Source organism: Rhodococcus ruber NBRC 15591 (genome assembly GCF_001894945.1).
Classification (GTDB): domain Bacteria; phylum Actinomycetota; class Actinomycetes; order Mycobacteriales; family Mycobacteriaceae; genus Rhodococcus; species Rhodococcus ruber.
This window is the reverse complement of record NZ_BCXE01000001.1, coordinates 102763-121181: the sequence shown is the minus strand read 5'-3', so window position 1 is coordinate 121181 and position 18419 is coordinate 102763. Positions and strand designations below refer to the sequence as shown.

Below are 18419 nucleotides of genomic sequence, written 5' to 3'. Positions count from 1 at the left end.
AATTACCACTCGAAACCATCGGAACCCGACGGTCGTCCCTTCGACGTCCGTCTCGCGTCGGCAACCACGTCGACCGACCGCACCAGGAGGCAGTAGCCCATGACGGCCAGCACCCCGACCCGCCGCCAGGCCCCGGACCGCAATCTCGCCCTCGAGCTGGTGCGTGTCACCGAGGCCGCGGCGATGGCTGCGGGCCGTTGGGTCGGCCGTGGCGACAAGGAAGGTGGCGACGGCGCCGCCGTCGACGCCATGCGTCACATGGTCAGTTCGGTGTCCATGCGCGGCGTCGTCGTGATCGGCGAGGGCGAGAAGGACGAGGCGCCCATGCTCTACAACGGCGAGGAGGTCGGCAACGGCGACGGACCGCTGTGCGACGTGGCGGTCGACCCGATCGACGGCACCACTTTGATGGCGAAGGGCGCACCCGGCTCCATCGCGGTGCTCGCCGTCGCCGAGCGCGGCGCCATGTTCGACCCGTCCGCCGTGTTCTACATGGACAAGATCGCTGTCGGCCCGGAGGCCGCGGACGTCATCGACATCACCGCGCCGGTCGCCGAGAACATCAGCCGCGTGGCGAAGGCGAAGCACTCGGAGATCTCCGACATCACCGTCACGATCCTGGACCGCCCCCGGCACGCGCAGCTCATCAGCGATGTGCGCGCGACCGGCGCCCGTATCCGGCTGATCTCCGACGGTGACGTCGCCGGTGCGATCGCCGCGGCGCGCCCGGGTTCGGGTGTCGACATGCTGCTGGGCATCGGCGGCACCCCGGAGGGCATCATCGCCGCGGCCGCGATGCGGTGCATGGGCGGCGCGCTGCAGGGTCGCCTGGCGCCGAAGGACGACGAGGAGCGGCAGAAGGCGATCGACGCGGGTCACGAGCCGGGCCGCGTGCTGACCACCACCGACCTGGTCAAGGGTGAGAACATCTTCTTCTGCGCGACCGGCGTCACCGACGGTGAGCTGGTGAAGGGTGTCCGCTACTACGGCGGCGGCGCGACGACGCAGTCGATCGTGATGCGCAGCAAGTCCGGCACCGTCCGGATGGTCGAGGCGTACCACCGGCTGAAGAAGCTCAGCGAGTTCACCTCGATCGATTTCCACGGCGTCGCGGGGGCCGTTCCTCCCATGCCGTGACCCGGTTCGCGGTCGTGGCGCCCTTTCGGATCTCCGCCGGTCCGAAGGGGCGCCGCTGCGGCTCGAGCGGCCTACTGTGAAGCCATGGCCGACAATTCCGAGCAGCAGTTCCGAATCGAACACGACACCATGGGCGAGGTCCGGGTCCCGGCCGACGCCCTGTGGCGCGCTCAGACCCAGCGGGCCGTGGAGAACTTCCCGATCTCCGGCCGCGGTCTCGAGCGCACCCAGATCCGCGCGATGGGCCTGCTCAAGGCGGCGTGCGCCCAGGTGAACAAGGATCTGGATCTGCTCGACGCGGAGAAGGCCGACGCGATCGTCGCCGCCGCTACCGAGATCGCCGAGGGTCTGCACGACGACCAGTTCCCCATCGACGTGTTCCAGACCGGTTCGGGCACGAGCTCGAACATGAATGCCAACGAGGTCATCGCGAGCATCGCCGCGCAGCGCGGGGTGACCGTACATCCCAACGATCACGTCAACATGTCGCAGTCGTCGAACGACACCTTCCCGACCGCGACGCATGTCGCCGCCACCGAGGCGGCGGTGAAGGATCTCGTCCCTGCCCTCGACCAGCTGCGGGCCTCGCTCGCGGCGAAGGCGGAGGAGTGGAGACGCGTCGTCAAGTCCGGGCGGACGCACTTGATGGATGCCGTGCCGGTCACCCTCGGCCAGGAGTTCGGGGGCTACGCCCGGCAGATCGAGGCCGGCATCGAGCGGGTGCAGGCGACCCTGCCACGGCTGGGTGAGCTGGCCATCGGGGGCACGGCGGTCGGCACGGGCCTGAACGCCCCCGAGGGATTCGGTCCCCGCGTCGTCGCCGAACTGGTGCGGGTGACCGGGGTGGAGGCGCTGACGCCGGCGAAGAACAGCTTCGAGGCGCAAGCCGCGCGGGACGGTCTCGTCGAGGCGTCCGGGGCGCTGCGGACCGTCGCGGTGTCGTTGACGAAGATCGCCAACGACATCCGGTGGATGGGGTCCGGCCCGCTGACGGGTCTCGCCGAGATCCAGCTGCCGGATCTGCAGCCCGGCAGCTCGATCATGCCGGGGAAGGTGAATCCCGTGCTGCCGGAGGCGGTGACCCAGGTGGCGGCGCAGGTCGTGGGCAACGACGCGGCCGTGGCGTGGGGTGGTGCCGCGGGCGCGTTCGAGCTCAACGTCTACATCCCGATGATGGCCCGCAACCTGCTCGAGTCGCTGCGCCTGCTGGCCAACGTCTCGCGCCTGTTCGCCGAGCGGTGCGTCGACGGGCTCGTGGCGAACACCGAACATCTGCGTACCCTCGCCGAATCGTCTCCCTCGATCGTGACGCCGCTGAACTCGGCGATCGGGTACGAGGAGGCCGCTGCGGTCGCGAAAGAGGCGCTGCGGGAGAAGAAGACCATCCGGCAGACGGTCGTCGACCGGGGGCTGATCGGTGACGGCCTGAGCGAGGAGGAGCTGGATCGGCGGCTCGACGTGCTCGCGATGACACGGGTGGAGCCGCGAGACTGACGACACCCTGGGTCTTGTGATGAGCGTCTCATCATGATCTGATACGAAGCTGAATTCTAATTCAGGTCGTAGGAAGCGAGACGTCATGACCACCGTCCCCACCGTCACCGGCACCGTCGACAGCGGCAGCCTCGGCCGGACACTGATGCACGAGCACCTGTTCGTCCTCTCCCCCGAACTGCACGGCAACTGGGACATCGGCGTCGACCTGGACGCGGCGGTCGCCGAGGCGATCACGCGCGTCCGGGAGGTGCACGCGGCCGGTTTCGACACGTTCGTCGACCTCACCGTGGTCGGCACCGGCCGCAACATCGACCTCATCCGACGGGTCGCCGAGGCCACCGACATGAACATCGTCGTGGCGACCGGTCTCTACACCTACATGGACCTGCCGCACTACTTCCACTACCGCGGCCCCGACACCCTGTTCGGCGGCCCGGAACCGATGGTGGACTTCTTCGTCCGCGACATCGAGGAAGGCATCCTCGACTCCGGAGTGCGGGCGGGAATGCTCAAGTGCGCCATCGACGCCCCGGGCCTGACCGCGGGAGTCGAGCGGACGGCCCGGGCCGTGGCGGTCGCCCACCGACGCACCGGCGTACCGATCACGGTGCACACCCACGCCCACTCCGAGTCGGGACGGGTGATGCAGCGCCTGTTCACCGAGGAGGGCGTCGACCTCTCGCGCGTGATCGTCGGCCACAGCGGCGATTCCGACGACATCGGCTATCTCACGGCGCTGATGGACGCCGGCTCGTACATCGGTATGGATCGCTGCGGCGTGGACGTCTATCTCGGCTTCGAGCAGCGGGTGAAGACCATCGCCGCCCTCGTCGAGCGCGGCTATGCCGGCCGGATGCTGCTCTCGCAGGACTACGCCACCCTCAACGACTGGCTCGACCCGCAGATGCTCGCCGTCGCGACGCCGCGATGGAGCTACATGCACCTGCACAACGACGTGCTGCCCGCGCTGCGGGAGGCCGGGGTCGGCGACACGGACATCGACCGGATGCTGATCGACAACCCGCGCGAGATCTTCGAACGTCGCGACACGTACTGAGCCCGGCGGGCCGTCCGCGGCCGGGCACGCCACCCGGCCGCGGACGGCACCGGTCACACCGCCGACTCGGAACGGCGAACGACGAACCGGGACAACTCGTCCCGGTCGATGGCCCGCTTGAGGATCTTCCCGGACGCCCCCTTCGGCAGGGCGTCCACGAAGCGGACGATGCGGGGCGCCTTGTAGGCGGACAACCGTTCCCGGCACCAGCGCACGACGTCCTCGGCACCGGCGCCGGCGTCGTCGCGCAGCACGACCACCGCGGCGATCTCCTCGCCGTAGTGGCGGTCCGGCACGCCCACCACGGCGGCCTCGACCACGTCGGGATGCTCGTAGAGCACCTCCTCCACCTCGCTGGGATACACGTTGTAGCCGCCCCGGATGACGAGGTCCTTGACCCGGTCGACGATGCGCAACCGGCCCTGCTCGTCGAACTCCCCGAGATCGCCGGTGCGGAACCAGCCCTCGTCGTCGAGCACGGCCGCGGTGTCGGCCGGTCGCTGCCAGTAGCCGGCCATGACGACGGGTCCGCGGACGAACACCTCGCCCACCTCCCCCGGGCCGCACGCGACGCCGTCCGGCCCGTAGACCTCGACCTCGATGTCCGGGGCCGCGGTGCCGCTGTACCCGATGCGCGCCGGGACGTCCCCCCACGAGAAGGTCGCCATGGCCGTGGTCTCGGTCAGGCCGTATCCCTCCCGGATGGTGCAGCCGAAGCGGTGCTCGAAGTCACGAGCCACCTCCCCCGGCAGCGACGCACCCCCCGATACCGCCAGCCGGAGTCCCGCGAAGTCCGCTGGTCCGTAGGGAGATTCGGCATGCAGCATCGCGTTCCACATGGTCGGCACCCCGCACACCACCGTCAGCCGGTCCCGGACGACGAGGTCGAGCATCGCCGCCGGATCGAACGGGGACAGCAGGGACAGGGAGGCCCCCGCGGTGAAGGCCGACATCATCACCGACGCCTGGCCGAAGATGTGGAACAGCGGCAGCCCGGTCCCGACTCGATCCTCGGGTCCCGATTCGGACAATCGGCACGAAATGCGTCCTGCAGACAGCAGATTCGAGACGGTGAGCTGAGCCCCCTTCGGGCGGCCGGTGGTGCCCGAGGTGTACAGCACCGCCGCGGTGTCACCGTCGGCACGGTCGACGGGATCGACGGGCTCCTGTTCGACCGCGGCGCCGGGCTCCAGCGACAGCCACGGCACACCGAGCCCCTCCGCGGCCTCGGCCACCGAGCCGGAGGCGGCATGCCAGGCGATCGCGAGCACGGCCCGCGAATCCCCGAGGGTGTAGCGCAGTTCGGCCGCGGTGGACATGGTGTTCACCGGCACCACCACGGCACCGAGCGCCTGGATGCCGAGGTAGGCCACCACGAACTCGGGCACGGAGGGAGCGAGCAGGAGCACCCGGTCGCCGGCGGCGACGCCGCGGCTGCGGAGCAGCGCGCCGTAGCGCAGCGCGTCGTCGCGCAGCTCGCGGTAGCTCCGCTGCCCGTCCCGCGTGCGCAGGGCGATGCGTTCCGGCGCCGCGTCCGCGTGGGCGAGGACGGGGTCGAGAACACTGGCCATGAGTGGTTTCCCTTCGTCGAGAGACATAGTGGGGGAGAGCGGCTCGTGATTGACATCACATGACCGATGCCCCAGACTAGCACCACAGCCTGAACCCGAATTCATGTTTGAGTGCTGTTTCTCGGCCCGTCCGACCGGAGGAATTGATCTGTGACATCGCCATCCGTGAGTCCGACCGGCATCACGACCGCCGGCACGTCGCACCACACGCGCGCTCATCGTAAACTGCTCGCCGCCGGGCTCATCGGCAGCTCGATCGAGTGGTACGACTTCTTTCTGTACGGCACCGCCGCGGCGCTGGTGTTCCCGCACGTGTTCTTCCCCGACAGCTCCCCCCTGATGGGAACGCTGTTGTCCTTCAGCACCTTCTGGGCCGGGTTCGTCGCCCGGCCCCTCGGCGGGCTCGTGGCCGGCCACTTCGGTGACCGCTACGGCCGCAAACCCGTCGTCGTGGTCTGCCTGCTGCTCATGGGTCTGGCGACGTTCCTGATCGGCTGCCTGCCCTCCGCCGCCGCCATCGGGGTCCTCGCCCCCATCCTGCTGGTGACGCTCCGCTTCCTGCAGGGCCTCGCCTGCGGCGGGCAGTGGGGTGGAATCGTCCTGCTGCTCACCGAGTCCGCCGATCCCAAACGTCGAGGCTTCGCCGGCACGTTCGGGCAGATGGGCGTGCCGTGCGGCGTCATCCTGGGCAACGTCGCGTTCCTCACGGCGACGGCCGCGATGTCGAACGAGGTGTTCCTCGACTGGGGCTGGCGGATTCCGTTCCTCGCCAGTGCCGCGCTGTTCCCCGTCGTCCTCTACATCCAGACCAAGGTGGAGGACACCCCCGAATTCCGGGAACTGCAGGCCGAAGTCGCGGCCAAGCGGCCCGAGCAGCAGGTCGTCCAGGCCCCGCTCGCCGAGGCGATCCGCACCCACTGGCGCAAGATCCTGCTGGGCTGCGGTCTGCTCGCCGCAACCAACTCGCTGTTCTACATCAGCATCGCCGGCGTCCTGAGCTACGGCACAACCGAACTCGGCATGGACCGCAATTCGATCCTGGCCATCTCGCTGGCGAGCTCGCTGGTGGGCCTCGGGTTCATCCTGTGGTCGGGGTGGATCTCCGACCGCATCGGCCGCCGGCCGATGATCATGATCGGGGCCGCGGCACTCGTGCTGTGGGCATTCCCCTACTTCTGGCTCGTCAATACCGCGAACCTCGCGTTGTTCGCGGTGGCCGTCACGGTCGGGTCGATCTTCCAGTCCATGACCTACGGCCCGCTGGCGGCGTACCTGGGCGAGCTCTTCGAGCCCAACGTCCGGCTCTCCGGCGCGTCGCTCGCCTACCAGCTCGCCGCCGTCACCGTCAGCGGCGGCACGCCGTTCATCATGACCGCCCTGATCGCCAACACCGGCACGACCACCCTGGTCTCGGTGTTCGTGGCCCTCATGGGCGCCCTCACGCTGTTCTCGGCGTGGGTGCTCAAGGAGACCAACCCCGCGGAGGTGCGCCGCGACCCGAAGGCCGTCCCGGGCATCGCCCACGCACGGTAACCGAACGGGTGCTGCCGGCCTCCACGATCGCTCGTGGAGGCCGGCAGCATCTGTGCCGTACGCCGCTCAGGCGACGACGCGGGCGAGCGACTCGGCCACCGCGACCGGCTTCTCCTGCCCCTCGCGCTCGAACGTCTGCAGCGTCCGGATCTGGATGCCGCCACCGGCGGCCTCGGCCCCGAGCACCTGCATGCGCATCCGGATGCGGGAACCGACCGGCAGCGGCGAGACGAAGCGCACCTTGTCGTAGCCGTAGTTGAGGCCGTGGGCGAACCCGTCGAAGCTCATGAGCTTGTAGGACAGGCCCGGCCCCAGCGAGAGCACGAGCAGACCGTGCGCGATCGTCGTCCCCAGCGGACTCGTCGCGGCGCGCTCGGGGTCGACATGGATCCACTGGTGGTCGTCGGTGACCTCGGCGAAGGCGTTCACGAGTTCCTGGGTCACGGTCACCCAGTCCGTCGGTCCGATGTCCCGTCCCACCAGGTCCCGGAGGTCGTCGAGGCCCGTGGGTCGCACGGGCAGGGTGCTGATGTCGTCGGTCATGGATGCTTCCTCTCCGCGCGGCCGGAGCGACTCGCGCCGAATCAAAACTTGAAGTTGAAACCGCGTTCAACTATACAGGGAAGGAGACGTCCGTCACCATCCTGTTCGCGACGTACCTCGACGACGGGCGATCCCCAGCCCTGCCCCTCCCCTTCCGCCAGGAGTGACCATGTCGGTCTACGAAATGTCCGAACGCACCGTGCAGTACCGCGACGCCCTCCTCGCCTTCATGGACGAGCACGTCTACCCCGCCGAGTCGGTGTACGAGGAACAGATGCGCGCCTCCGGGGACCCGCACTTCCAGCCCCCGATCCTCGAGGAACTCAAGGCCGAGGCCCGCCGGCGCGGCCTGTGGAACCTGTTCCACCCCCACCCCGACTGGGGCCCGGGCCTGACCAACCTCGAGTACGCCCCCCTCGCCGAGATCATGGGCCGCAGCCACATCGCCTCCGAGGCGTGCAACTGCAACGCACCCGACACCGGCAACATGGAGGTGCTCACCCTCTTCGGGACCGACGAGCACAAGGAGAAGTACCTGCGCCCGCTGCTCGACGGCACGATGGCCTCGGCGTTCGCGATGACCGAACCCGCCGTCGCCAGCTCCGACGCCACCAACATCGAGCTGTCCATGGTCCGGGACGGCGACGAGTACGTCCTCAACGGGCGCAAGTGGTTCGCCTCCAACGCGATGCACAAGAACTGCAAGGTCCTCATCGTCATGGGCAAGACCGACCCCACGGCGGCCCCGCACCGCCAGCAGTCGATGATGGTGGTGCCCATCGACGCTCCCGGCGTGACCGTCGTGCGCAACCTCCCGGTCTTCGGTTACGCCGACCGCGAGGGCCACGCCGAGATCACCTTCGAGAACGTGCGGGTGCCGAGCAAGGACGTGCTCGCCGGCGAGGGCGAGGGCTTCGCGATCAGCCAGGCCCGCCTCGGCCCCGGCCGCATCCACCACTGCATGCGCGCCATCGGCATGGCCGAGCGAGCCCTCGAACTGCTGTGCCGGCGCGCGTCGAGCCGGGTCACGTTCGGTCAGCCCGTGAGCGAGCGCGCCAACATCCAGGACTGGATCGCCGAGGCCCGGATCGAGATCGAGATGACACGGCTGCTCACGCTCAAGGCTGCCCACCTGATGGACACCGTCGGCAACAAGCAGGCCCGGATGGAGATCGCCGCGATCAAGGTCGCCGCCCCGGCGATGGCGCTGAAGATCATCGACCGCGCCATCCAGGTGCACGGCGGCGGAGGCGTCACCGACGACTTCCCGCTCGCCATGATGTACGCGCACATGCGCACCCTGCGCCTGGCCGACGGCCCCGACGAGGTGCACAAGCGGTCCATCGCCGTCGCCGAACTGCGCAAGTACCGCACCGCTCCCGCCGCCTCGGTCAACGGCCACAAGGTGACGGTGGGCTGACGATGACCGGACTCGATCTGACCGGCCGCACCGCGATCGTCACCGGCGCCTCCCGCGGTATCGGGCTGGCCGTCGCCCGGGACCTCGCAGCGGCCGGCGCGAACGTGGTGCTCACCTCCCGCAAGCAGGACGCGGCCGACGCCGCGGCCGCCCAGGTCACCGCGGCCGGGGTGCGCGGCACGGCACTCGGCGTCGGCGCGCATGCGGTCGACGAGGACGCGGCCCGGAGGTGCGTCGACCTCACCGTCGAGCGGTTCGGGCGCCTGGACATCCTGGTCAACAATGCCGGCACCAACCCCGCGTTCGGTCCGGTGCTCGCCCAGGACCACGCACGTTTCGCCAAGACCTTCGACGTCAACCTCTGGGGTCCGGTGCTGTGGACCTCACTGGCCGTGCAGGCGTGGATGGGCGAGCACGGCGGAGCAGTGGTCAACACCGCCTCCATCGGAGGGATGGCACCCGAGGCGAACATCGGCCTGTACAACGCCTCGAAGGCGGCACTGATCCACCTCACCCGCCAGCTCGCCCTGGAACTGGCGCCGCGGGTGCGGGTCAACGCCGTCGCCCCGGGTGTCGTGCGCACCCGTCTCGCCGAAGCCCTCTGGAAGGACCACGAGGACCGGCTCGAGGCGGCCCTGCCGCTCGGCAGGATCGGCGAGCCGGCCGACATCGCCTCGGCGGTGGCCTTTCTCGCCTCCGACGCCGCGAGCTGGATCACCGGCGAGACCCTCGTCGTCGACGGCGGCGCGATGCTCGGCACCGCCGCCGCAGCGGAGGCCGGCGTCGCCGTCGCCCCGTGAGCGCACCCCGCACACCGAACTCGATGGAAAGGTAATCCCATGAAGGCCTGGCGAATTCACGAAGTGGGCGAGCCCAAGGAAGCGCTGCAACTCGTCGACGTCCCCGATCCGGAGGCAGGCCCCGGACGGCTCGTGGTGCGCGTCGCCGCGACGCCGGCCAACTTCCCCGACGTGCTGCTGTGCCGCGGGCAGTACCAGATGAAGCCGGAACTGCCCTTCACCCCCGGCGTCGAACTGGCCGGGACGGTCGTCGCGGTCGGCGAGGGCGTCACCCGCTTCGCCGTCGGCGACCGGATCATCGGCAATCCCGAGTTCCCCTTCGGCGGTTTCGCCGAGCTCGCCGTGGTTCCGGAGGAGGACGCCTACCGCGCCCCGGCGTCCCTCGACGACGCCGAAGCGTCGGCGTTGTCGATCGGATACCAGACGTCGTGGTTCGCCCTGCACCGGCGCACCCAGCTGCGGGCCGGGGAGACCCTGCTCGTGCACGCCGCGGCCGGCGGCGTCGGCAGTGCCGCAGTGCAACTCGGCAAGGCCGCCGGCGCCACCGTCATCGGTGTCGTCGGCGGCGCCGAGAAGGCCGACTACTGCCGGGCCCTCGGCGCCGACGTCGTCGTCGACCGGCACCGCGAAGACTTCGTCGACGTCGTCAAGGACGTCACCGCGGGTCGCGGTGCGGACGTGGTCTACGACCCGGTCGGCGGCGACTCGTACAGCCGCTCCACCAAGTGCATCGCGTTCGAGGGCCGCATCCTGGTGATCGGGTTCGCCGGTGGCACCATCCCGCAACCGGCGTTGAACCACGCGCTCATCAAGAACTACTCGATCATCGGCCTGCACTGGGGCCTGTACCGGCAGTACAACCGTGCCGCGATCGAGGCCTGCCACGAGGAACTGTGCCGCCTCGCCGACGACGGCGCCATCCGACCGCTGATCAGCGAGCGACTCTCCCTCGACGACGTCGCCGACGGCGTGGCCCGCCTCGGCGACGGGCACACCGTGGGCCGGCTCGTCTTCCAGCCGTGACCGGCCGCATCCGGACGGGCTACTTCGGGATCACCTGCGTCGCACCGTCGACATAGGTGATGGTGCCCATCTCGAACTCGCTCTCGAGCCCGTTCGGGATGGGCCGCTCGTCGCTGATGGGGAATCCGAGTTCGCCACCCGCACCGCCCTGGGCCTCCCAGGCGGTGCGGATCTCGCCCCACACCACGTGCGCGTCGGTGTCGGGGCTCCAGGCGACGATGCCGCCCTCGAACTCCGCGACGTAGCCGTCGCCGACATCCTGCTGATCCGCGGTCGGTGCGCCCAGCGGGCTGTCGGCACCGCCGATCTCGTTGTACTTCGCCAGAATCGGCCCGCTGATGGTGTACTCGCCGCCGCCCGCACCCGGCAGGGTCGTCGTCTCCTCGACGGAGGCGCCCGGCTCCGTGTTCTCGGCCCCGGTGGCGCCCTCGACCGCGGACTCCGCGGCGGACGTCGCGCGCTCGACTGCCGATTCCGCCGCGCTGGTCACGCCGGCCACGGCGTCCTCGGCGCTGGTGCCGTCGTCGCTGCTGCAGCCGGCCAGGACCAGTCCCGCGGCAGCGACGGCCGCGGCCACGGTGGCGGTGCGACGGGCTCGTCTGTTCATGGCATCCTCCTCGGAGATCGGGCACCGGTGTCTCGACGCTAGCGAGTGGCCCCGGGCCCCGGGCGGTTTCCGTCCGGACCTGCCCGCGGCCCTGCGCCGCACGCCGGCGTCGGCGCTGGTCGTCGCGGTGACCCCGGTCCCGCGCCCGGACGTCACGGTTGCACAACGATCGTCGTTGCGGGGCCCGAGGCTTCGAGAGTCTTCCGCGCACCGAGCCGGGGGCATACCATGCGACGGACGAGAAAGGCCGTGACATGCGCGCACCCCGTCGTCGCCGGATCGGCGCCGCCCTCGCCCTCGTGGCGATCCTGTCGGCTGCCTGCGTCTCGGTCGACACCGCCGACTCTCCGGCTTCCTCGGCGCCGGCCTCGCCGGAAGCCCAGTCCCTCTCTCCCCCGCAGGTCGCAGGCATCGACATCCCGGACGGACAGGTCGACGACGCTGTCGCTCGCCTCGACGACCTCGCCCGGGAGCTGATGGATCGGACCGGCATTCCCGGAATGGCGGTGGCGGTCGTGCACCGCGGTGAGATCGTGTACGCGGAGGGGTTCGGGGTGCGCGAGGCCGGCCGCGACGGTGCGGTGGACGCCGACACCGTCTTCCAACTGGCCTCGATGTCCAAGCCGCTCGGCGCCACCGTCGTCGCCCGCCAGGTCGGCGAGGGCGTGATCGGCTGGGACACTCCGGTGGTCGAACGCCTGCCGGGGTTCGCGCTCGCGGACCCGTACGTGACCAGCCGGGTGACCGTCGGCGATCTCTACGCCCATCGTTCCGGACTTCCCGACCACGCCGGCGACGAACTCGAGGACCTCGGTTTCGACCGCGAGCAGGTGTTCGACCGGTTCCGCCTGCTGCCGCTCGGGCCGTTCCGTGATTCGTACGAGTACACCAACTTCGGGCTCACCGCCGCGGCACAGGCGGTCGCCGACGCGTCCGGCGCCGAGTGGGCGGACCTGTCGCAGCGGGCGTTGTACGAGCCTCTCGGAATGACTTCCACCAGTTCCCGATTCGAGGACTACGAGGCCCGGCCCAATCGGGCCGTCGGCCATCAGCTCGTCGACGGCGACTACGTCGCGCGCGCCGTCCGCGATCCCGACGCGCAGTCCCCGGCCGGCGGGGTGAGCGCCTCGGTCACCGATGTCGCGCGGTGGCTGACGATGCTGCTCGGCGACGGCGAGTACCAGGGCCGCCGCATCGTCGACGCGGACGCCCTGCTCCCGGCGGTGTCCCCGCAGGCCGTGGCGAGCCCGCCGGGCACCGTCGACAGCCGGGCGGGGTTCTACGGGTACGGGTTCAACGTGGGCACGAGCCCCGCCGGGCGCGTGACGCTGAGCCACTCCGGGGCGTTCGCGCTGGGCGCCGCGACCGCATTCACCGCGATCCCGTCGGCGGACGTCGCGATCGTCGCGCTCACCAACGCCGCCCCGATCGGGGTGCCGGAAACCCTCGCCGCCGAGTTCACCGATCTCGTGCAGTTCGGGGAGATCCGGGAGGACTGGACCGACCTGTACGAGCAGCGCTTCGCCACGTTCGACGACCCGAAGGGCTCGCTCGTCGGGCGCACCGCCCCGACGAACCCCACCCCCGCCCGTCCGCTCGGGCAGTACACCGGCGCCTACACCAGCGAGTACTACGGTCCCGCGCGGATCGACGAACGCGAGGGCGCCCTGGTGCTCACCATCGGTCCCGCCGAACAGACCTACCGGCTCGACCACTGGGACGGCGACGTGTTCACCTTCCCGATCGAGGGCGGTGAGAACGCCCCGGACGGGACGGTCTCCACCGCCACCTTCACCCCGGACGGCGTCACGTTCGAATACTGGAACGAGAACGGCCTGGGAACCTTCACCCGAACAGGAGCGTCATGACCGCACCCGAAACCGTCGCGGACGAGAAGTCCGTCGCCGTCGTCCGCGAATTCCTCGACGCGATGGTCGCCGAGGACATGGAACGAGCCACCGCCCTCCTCGACCCGGACATCGCCTGGCACAACACGTCGCTGCCGACCGTGCGGGGCCTGCCCCGGGTGCGGCGCATCCTCGAGGGCCTGCGCCGGCCGTCGCTGGGCTTCGACGTCGTCGTCCACCACATCGCCGCGACCGGAAACGTGGTGCTCACCGAGCGCACCGACGTCATGCGCGTCGGCCCGGTGTCCGTCCGGTTCTGGGTGTGCGGCACCTTCGAGCTGCGCGACGGGAAGATCACGGTGTGGGACGACCACTACAACGTCGGCACACTCGTCGGCGCCACGGGTGCCGGCGTCCTCCGGGCGGTGCTGCGCCGGTCGTAGAATCTCCTCGGCCGTCGAACCGTTCGACGGCGACGACGCAGGGAGCACGACGATGACCGACGCCGACCGGACGCCCGCGTTCGAGGCCGGAGTCCGGGTCCGCAGCGAGGTGATGGGCGCCGACTTCGTCGAGCGAGCCTTCGACCGCGCCCGCGGCACCGACGCCGAGGAGATGCAGGAGTTCGTCACCGAGCACGTATGGGGCTCGGTGTGGACCCGGCCGGGACTCGACCGTCGCAGCCGCAGCCTGCTCAACCTCGGCATGCTGATCGCGCTGCGCGCGGAGAACGAGCTGCGCGGGCACGTGCGCGGCGCCCTGCGGAACGGATTGACCCGCACCGAGATCGTCGAGGCGGTCATCCACGCGGGCGCCTACTGCGGCGCCCCGGCCGGCCTGGCCGCGATGCGCGTCGTCCAGGAAGTCCTCGAGGCCGAACTCGGTCCGCGCCCCGAGCAGGACTGACCCGCCGCCGCGGTGTGAACGGCGTTGGTGGTGGGCCGAATGTCACATTGCGTCGATGACATCGACGCAATGTGACATTCGGTCACCACCGGGCAGCCGGCCTCAGGCGCCGGGTGCGAACTCCTCGAGCATCTCCGTCACGAGCGCCGCGATCGGCGAACGCTCACTGCGGGTCAAGGTGACATGCGCGAAAAGCGGGTGCCCCTTGAGCTTCTCGATCACCGCAGCGACGCCGTCGTAGCGGCCCACCCTGAGGTTGTCGCGCTGGGCGACGTCGTGGGTGAGCACCACCCGTGACCCGGCGCCGAGGCGGGAGAGCACGGTGAGCAGCACGTTGCGCTCGAGGGACTGCGCCTCGTCGACGATCACGAACGAGTCGTGCAGCGACCGGCCCCGGATATGGGTCAGCGGAAGCACTTCGAGCATGCCCCGGCTGATGACCTCGTCCATCACCTCCGGGCTCGCAAGGCCGTCGAGGGTGTCGAACACGGCCTGCGCCCACGGCCCCATCTTCTCGCTCTCGCTGCCGGGGAGATAGCCGAGTTCCTGTCCTCCGACGGCGTACAGCGGCCGGAACACCACGACCTTGCGCTGGGTGCGCCGCTCCAGCACGGCCTCGAGACCCGCGGTCAGGGCCAGTGCCGACTTACCCGTGCCCGCCTTACCGCCGAGCGAGACGATGCCGACGGACTCGTCGAGCAGCAGGTCCAGCGCCACCCGTTGCTCCGCGGAACGCCCGTGCAACCCGAACGCCTCCCGGTCTCCGCGCACCAGCTGCACCCGCTTGTCCGGCGTGACCCGGCCCAGCGCGCTGGACGAGCCGCCCAGCAGACGGATCCCGGTGTGGCACGGCAGATCCCTCGCGGTGTCGAGGTCGACGATGCCCTCGGCGAACAGGTCGTCGATCAGCGTCCGGTCCACCTCGAGTTCGGTCATGCCGGTCCAGCCCGACGTCACCACGTCCTGGGCGTGGTACTCGTCGGCGCTGAGCCCGACGGCGCCGGCCTTGACCCGGAGCGGGATGTCCTTGCTGACCAGCACCACGTCGTGCCCGTCGCCGGCGAGGTTCAGCGCGCACGCCAGGATCCGGGAATCGTTGGTCTCGGTGCGGAATCCGGCCGGCAGCACCTGCGGGTCGGTGTGGTTGAGCTCGACGTGCAGGGTGCCTCCCGCGTCCCCGATGGGAATGGGCTGATCGAGCCGCCCGTGCTGCAGGCGCAGGTCGTCGAGCAGCCGCAACGATTCCCTCGCGAACCAACCCAGTTCGTGATGGTGCCGCTTGCCTTCGAGTTCGCCGATCACGACGAGGGGTAGCACCACTTCGTGCTCGGCGAAGCGGGTCACCGCCCACGGATCGGAGAGCAACACGGAGGTGTCCAGCACGTAGGTGCGCACATCGGGTTTCTTCGCCGGGGTCCGGCCGGAGCGGCGGGCGGGGACGGAGCGTGTTGCAGTCACGTGAGGCTCCTAGGCCTGTGTAGCACCACACAGACTTCGTTCGATGGGCCGGTCGAACCTGGTGTCCACGAGGGACACGAGGGCCGGGTGCCGGCCCCTCGCTCTGTCTGTCACAGTCACGATCAGGACCTCCCGCGTAGCCGGCAACTGCGCCGTCTACACCCCCGACGCTAACGCCGACACGCCCCGTTCGCTCGACGAGCGAAGAGGCGTGTCGGTGAAGATTGGGTAAACGTGGCAATCCCGGCACGTGCCGGGAGCCGCGCCTAGATCAGTTTCCAGTCCTCGAGACCCTGGTACAGCGGCGCGGCGGCGGCGAGCGCGCTCACCCGGCCGCGCAGCGCCGCGGCGTCGGATGCACCCGTCAGTGCGGCCGCGATGATGTCGGCGACCTCGGTGAACTGCTCGTCCCCGAAGCCGCGGGTGGCCAGCGCCGGGGTGCCGATGCGCAGGCCGGAGGTGACCATCGGGGGACGCGGGTCGAACGGCACCGCGTTGCGGTTGACCGTGATGCCGATCTCGTGCAGCAGGTCCTCGCCCTGCTGGCCGTCGAGCTGCGAATTACGCAGGTCGACGAGGACGAGGTGCACATCGGTGCCGCCGGTCAGCACGGTGATACCCTTGTCGGTGACGTCGGACTGCATCAGCCGCTCGGCGAGGATCTGCGCGCCGGAGACGGTCCGGCGCTGCCGGTCCTTGAACTCCTCGCTCGCGGCGATCTTCAGCGCGGCGGCCTTCGCGGCGATGACGTGCATGAGCGGGCCGCCCTGCTGGCCCGGGAACACCGCGGAGTTGATCTTCTTGGCCCACTCCTGCTTTGCGAGGATCAGACCTGAGCGCGGGCCGCCGAGGGTCTTGTGGACGGTGGTGGACACGACGTCCGCGTACGGCACCGGCGACGGGTGCAGGCCGGCGGCGACGAGACCGGCGAAGTGCGCCATGTCGACCCACAGGTAGGCACCGACCTCGTCGGCGATGGAGCGGAACGCCGCGAAGTCCTCGTGCCGCGGGTACGCGGACCATCCGGCGACGATGACCTTGGGCTTCTCCGCCAGCGCGATCGAGCGGACCTCGTCCATGTCGACGCGGTGGTCCTCCTTGCTGACCCCGTAGGAGGCGACGTCGTACAGCTTGCCGGAGAAGTTCAGCTTCATGCCGTGGGTCAGGTGCCCGCCGTGGGCGAGGTCGAGCCCCAGCAGCTTCTCGCCCGGGTTCATCAGCGCCATCAGCACGGCCGCATTGGCCTGCGCCCCCGAGTGGGGCTGGACGTTCGCGAACTCGGCGCCGAACAGTTCCTTGGCGCGGGTGCGGGCGAGGTCCTCGACGATGTCGACGTTCTCGCAGCCGCCGTAGTAGCGGCGTCCCGGGTATCCCTCGGCGTACTTGTTGGTGAGCACGCTGCCCTGCGCCTGGAGCACCGCGCGCGGCACGAAGTTCTCCGACGCGATCATCTCGAGCGTGTCACGCTGGCGCGACAGCTCGCCGGCCATGGCCTGCGCCAGCTCGGGGTCGAGATCTGCGAGCGAGGCGGTGTTGACGTCGGTGCCGGGCACAACGGTCATCGAGGTTTCTCCAAGCTGGGGACGGCGGGAATTCACCTACCAGTCTACGAACCCGACCCCCGGTCCAGGAACCCGGTCCCCTCGGGCGACGGCGCAGGTCATGACTGCTCGCACCGCAGGACGCCGGGCACCAGGGGTTCGTCGAGCAGGCGACGGAACCGTTCGACGCGTTCCGGGCCGGCCGGGGCCTGCGCCAGCCAGCCGCCGAGCAGGCGGTACCCCTCGACGTAGGTGCTGATGTAGGCGCGCCACAACGGCGACGACAGGAAGCGGAGCGACTGCCGGGCCCGTTCCGGACTCGACAAGGACCACCGCTGCAGGAAGGCGACGACCTCGTCGCCGGTGCGCCCCCGGTCGTGCAGGAGCAGAGCGGCGTCCTGGCGGACGCTCAGCAACCCGGCCGACGCCTCGTGCAGCTTCTCGGCGAGCTCACCGTCGAACCGCAGGCCCAGGTCGGCGTAGATGTCCTGCGCCCACCGCCCCCAGCCCGGTCCGACGATCGTCTCCAGCGCGAGGTCTGCCAGCCCCTCGGCCATGAGGCACTGCGGGGTGTTCACGACGAAGAGGGTCTGCTCGTCGTGCCCCCCGGCGACCAGTCCGGCCTCCTTGCGGCAGTGTTCGGTGTGGTGGCCGGGATAGGACTCGTGCGCGATCAGCCGCGGCAGGTGCGACATGTGCTGGTCGAGATCGGAGTTGATCGCGACGCGGGAGCGGTAGCGGCCCAGGTAGTAGTTGAACCCGGACCACGGCTTGTCGCCGACCACCTCGTACTCGACGGTTTCGGTCTCGGGTAGCGGGAACACCGCCCGGACCTTGTCGCGCAGGGCGCTCGAGAAGGCGTCGACGCACTCGGCGAGGCGGTCGGCAGGAACGACCTCGGACTTGCGGTGGGCCTGCAGCCGCTCGGCCAGCGGGCCAGTGCCGGGCAGCAGCGCGTCGATCCGCCGGTGGGCGTCGCGGTACGCGTCCTCGTCGCCCAGGCCGATACGCACGTCGAAGTAGGCCTCGACCTCCTCGACGAAGGCGATGTCCTCACCGGCGAACTTGCGGGCCGAGCAGTCGAGGGCGCGCAGGTGCACGTCGAGGAAGCGGGTGCGCTCACCCGAGAGCCCCGTCGCGGGCAGCTCGGCACGCAGCCGCCGTGCGGTGTGGGACAAGTCACGAGGGTCCGGGGCCGGCGCGTTCTCCACCCGGCGACGCAGCTCCGGGTCGCCGGTGAAGGCGTCGACGAAACCCTCCTCGAGCCGGTCGAACGCCAAGCCGAGCAGGAGGTATTCACGCACCAGCGAGTCCGGGTCCATGCCCTCGCACCCTAGTCCCCCGAACCGGCCCCCGGCCCGTCGGCGACCCCGGAAACCGGACCCCGCGCAGCGAGCGGATGTGTCAGCGAGCACAATCGGCCGATATGGACATCCTTCGCTGCGAGCCATACCCGGGGTGTGCCGCCGGGCCCGTCGA

Annotated in this window: 16 protein-coding genes; 10 read left to right on the top strand and 6 right to left on the bottom strand. The window is 70.1% G+C overall.

What is annotated here, in order from left to right; genetic code table 11:
- Positions 1 to 99 precede the first annotated feature (99 nt).
- The 3 genes from glpX to RR3_RS00540 all read left to right on the top strand — a co-directional run bounded on the left by glpX (position 100) and on the right by RR3_RS00540 (position 3691).
- Positions 100 to 1137 (top strand): class II fructose-bisphosphatase, encoded by a 1038-nt coding sequence (gene glpX, locus RR3_RS00550; protein ID WP_010592864.1) that lies wholly within the window; start codon positions 100 to 102, stop codon positions 1135 to 1137.
- Positions 1138 to 1221: 84 nt separating this feature from the next.
- Positions 1222 to 2631, top strand: coding sequence for a class II fumarate hydratase (locus tag RR3_RS00545; RefSeq protein WP_017680271.1), 1410 nt, complete (start codon positions 1222 to 1224; stop codon positions 2629 to 2631).
- An 85-nt stretch (positions 2632 to 2716) separates the two neighbouring features.
- Positions 2717 to 3691, top strand: a complete 975-nt coding sequence (locus RR3_RS00540) for a phosphotriesterase family protein (protein WP_010592866.1) — start codon at positions 2717 to 2719, stop codon at positions 3689 to 3691.
- Positions 3692 to 3744: 53 nt separating this feature from the next.
- Here the strand turns inward: RR3_RS00540 and RR3_RS00535 are convergent, their stop codons facing one another.
- A complete protein-coding gene (locus RR3_RS00535; RefSeq protein WP_017680273.1) occupies positions 3745 to 5262 on the bottom strand; it encodes an AMP-binding protein in 1518 nt (505 codons plus the stop codon).
- Positions 5263 to 5427: 165 nt separating this feature from the next.
- Here RR3_RS00535 and RR3_RS00530 point away from each other — a divergent pair, with 165 nt between their 5' ends.
- The gene (locus RR3_RS00530; protein ID WP_010592868.1) at positions 5428 to 6795 is read left to right on the top strand and encodes an MFS transporter; all 1368 of its coding nucleotides are present in this window, start codon (positions 5428 to 5430) and stop codon (positions 6793 to 6795) included.
- 66 nt (positions 6796 to 6861) lie between these two features.
- On the opposite strand, the gene RR3_RS00525 is transcribed toward RR3_RS00530, so the two are convergent.
- The gene (locus tag RR3_RS00525; protein ID WP_010592869.1) at positions 6862 to 7338 is read right to left on the bottom strand and encodes a MaoC family dehydratase; all 477 of its coding nucleotides are present in this window, start codon (positions 7336 to 7338) and stop codon (positions 6862 to 6864) included.
- Between the two features lie 169 nt (positions 7339 to 7507).
- Here RR3_RS00525 and RR3_RS00520 point away from each other — a divergent pair, with 169 nt between their 5' ends.
- Genes RR3_RS00520 through RR3_RS00510 form a run of 3 tightly spaced genes read left to right on the top strand, consistent with a single transcriptional unit; the run spans position 7508 to position 10581 of the window.
- A complete protein-coding gene (locus RR3_RS00520; RefSeq protein ID WP_010592870.1) occupies positions 7508 to 8758 on the top strand; it encodes an acyl-CoA dehydrogenase family protein in 1251 nt (416 codons plus the stop codon).
- A 2-nt stretch (positions 8759 to 8760) separates the two neighbouring features.
- Entirely contained in the window at positions 8761 to 9558 is a 798-nt protein-coding gene (locus RR3_RS00515) for an SDR family oxidoreductase (protein WP_017680274.1), read from the top strand.
- Positions 9559 to 9597: 39 nt separating this feature from the next.
- Complete coding sequence (locus RR3_RS00510) at positions 9598 to 10581, top strand: NADPH:quinone oxidoreductase family protein (protein WP_010592873.1); 984 nt, start codon at positions 9598 to 9600, stop codon at positions 10579 to 10581.
- 19 nt (positions 10582 to 10600) lie between these two features.
- On the opposite strand, the gene RR3_RS00505 is transcribed toward RR3_RS00510, so the two are convergent.
- A complete protein-coding gene (locus tag RR3_RS00505; protein ID WP_064066189.1) occupies positions 10601 to 11188 on the bottom strand; it encodes an LGFP repeat-containing protein in 588 nt (195 codons plus the stop codon).
- Between the two features lie 254 nt (positions 11189 to 11442).
- Between RR3_RS00505 and RR3_RS00500 the strand changes: the two genes are divergently transcribed.
- Genes RR3_RS00500 through RR3_RS00490 form a run of 3 tightly spaced genes read left to right on the top strand, consistent with a single transcriptional unit; the run spans position 11443 to position 13941 of the window.
- Entirely contained in the window at positions 11443 to 13056 is a 1614-nt protein-coding gene (locus tag RR3_RS00500) for a serine hydrolase (protein ID WP_064066188.1), read from the top strand.
- Positions 13053 to 13478 carry a limonene-1,2-epoxide hydrolase family protein gene (locus tag RR3_RS00495; protein ID WP_010592876.1) on the top strand — a complete coding sequence of 142 codons (426 nt, stop codon included), beginning with the start codon at positions 13053 to 13055 and terminating at the stop codon, positions 13476 to 13478. The genes RR3_RS00500 and RR3_RS00495 overlap by 4 nt, the downstream gene beginning before the upstream one ends.
- Positions 13479 to 13530: 52 nt before the next feature.
- The gene (locus RR3_RS00490) at positions 13531 to 13941 is read left to right on the top strand and encodes a carboxymuconolactone decarboxylase family protein (RefSeq protein WP_010592877.1); all 411 of its coding nucleotides are present in this window, start codon (positions 13531 to 13533) and stop codon (positions 13939 to 13941) included.
- A gap of 102 nt (positions 13942 to 14043) precedes the next feature.
- Here RR3_RS00490 and phoH2 read toward each other — a convergent pair whose 3' ends face one another.
- The 3 genes from phoH2 to RR3_RS00475 form a co-directional block, all read right to left on the bottom strand.
- Positions 14044 to 15399, bottom strand: a complete 1356-nt coding sequence (gene phoH2 / locus RR3_RS00485; protein ID WP_172603586.1) for an RNA 5'-3' helicase PhoH2 — start codon at positions 15397 to 15399, stop codon at positions 14044 to 14046.
- A gap of 266 nt (positions 15400 to 15665) precedes the next feature.
- Positions 15666 to 16961, bottom strand: a complete 1296-nt coding sequence (glyA, locus tag RR3_RS00480) for a serine hydroxymethyltransferase (RefSeq protein ID WP_010592879.1) — start codon at positions 16959 to 16961, stop codon at positions 15666 to 15668.
- 98 nt (positions 16962 to 17059) lie between these two features.
- A complete protein-coding gene (locus RR3_RS00475) occupies positions 17060 to 18262 on the bottom strand; it encodes a hypothetical protein (RefSeq protein ID WP_010592880.1) in 1203 nt (400 codons plus the stop codon).
- Positions 18263 to 18419: the final 157 nt, after the last annotated feature.

Excerpts from the sequence above, each read along its gene's own strand:
- glpX (WP_010592864.1), top strand. The coding sequence starts at position 100 with ATGACGGCCAGCACCCCGACCCGCCGCCAGGCCCCGGACCGCAATCTC.
- RR3_RS00545 (WP_017680271.1), top strand. The coding sequence starts at position 1,222 with ATGGCCGACAATTCCGAGCAGCAGTTCCGAATCGAACACGACACCATG.
- RR3_RS00540 (WP_010592866.1), top strand. The coding sequence starts at position 2,717 with ATGACCACCGTCCCCACCGTCACCGGCACCGTCGACAGCGGCAGCCTC.
- RR3_RS00535 (WP_017680273.1), bottom strand. The coding sequence starts at position 5,262 with ATGGCCAGTGTTCTCGACCCCGTCCTCGCCCACGCGGACGCGGCGCCG.
- RR3_RS00525 (WP_010592869.1), bottom strand. The coding sequence starts at position 7,338 with ATGACCGACGACATCAGCACCCTGCCCGTGCGACCCACGGGCCTCGAC.
- RR3_RS00520 (WP_010592870.1), top strand. The coding sequence starts at position 7,508 with ATGTCGGTCTACGAAATGTCCGAACGCACCGTGCAGTACCGCGACGCC.
- RR3_RS00515 (WP_017680274.1), top strand. The coding sequence starts at position 8,761 with ATGACCGGACTCGATCTGACCGGCCGCACCGCGATCGTCACCGGCGCC.
- RR3_RS00510 (WP_010592873.1), top strand. The coding sequence starts at position 9,598 with ATGAAGGCCTGGCGAATTCACGAAGTGGGCGAGCCCAAGGAAGCGCTG.
- RR3_RS00505 (WP_064066189.1), bottom strand. The coding sequence starts at position 11,188 with ATGAACAGACGAGCCCGTCGCACCGCCACCGTGGCCGCGGCCGTCGCT.
- RR3_RS00500 (WP_064066188.1), top strand. The coding sequence starts at position 11,443 with ATGCGCGCACCCCGTCGTCGCCGGATCGGCGCCGCCCTCGCCCTCGTG.
- RR3_RS00495 (WP_010592876.1), top strand. The coding sequence starts at position 13,053 with ATGACCGCACCCGAAACCGTCGCGGACGAGAAGTCCGTCGCCGTCGTC.
- RR3_RS00490 (WP_010592877.1), top strand. The coding sequence starts at position 13,531 with ATGACCGACGCCGACCGGACGCCCGCGTTCGAGGCCGGAGTCCGGGTC.
- glyA (WP_010592879.1), bottom strand. The coding sequence starts at position 16,961 with ATGACCGTTGTGCCCGGCACCGACGTCAACACCGCCTCGCTCGCAGAT.
- RR3_RS00475 (WP_010592880.1), bottom strand. The coding sequence starts at position 18,262 with ATGGACCCGGACTCGCTGGTGCGTGAATACCTCCTGCTCGGCTTGGCG.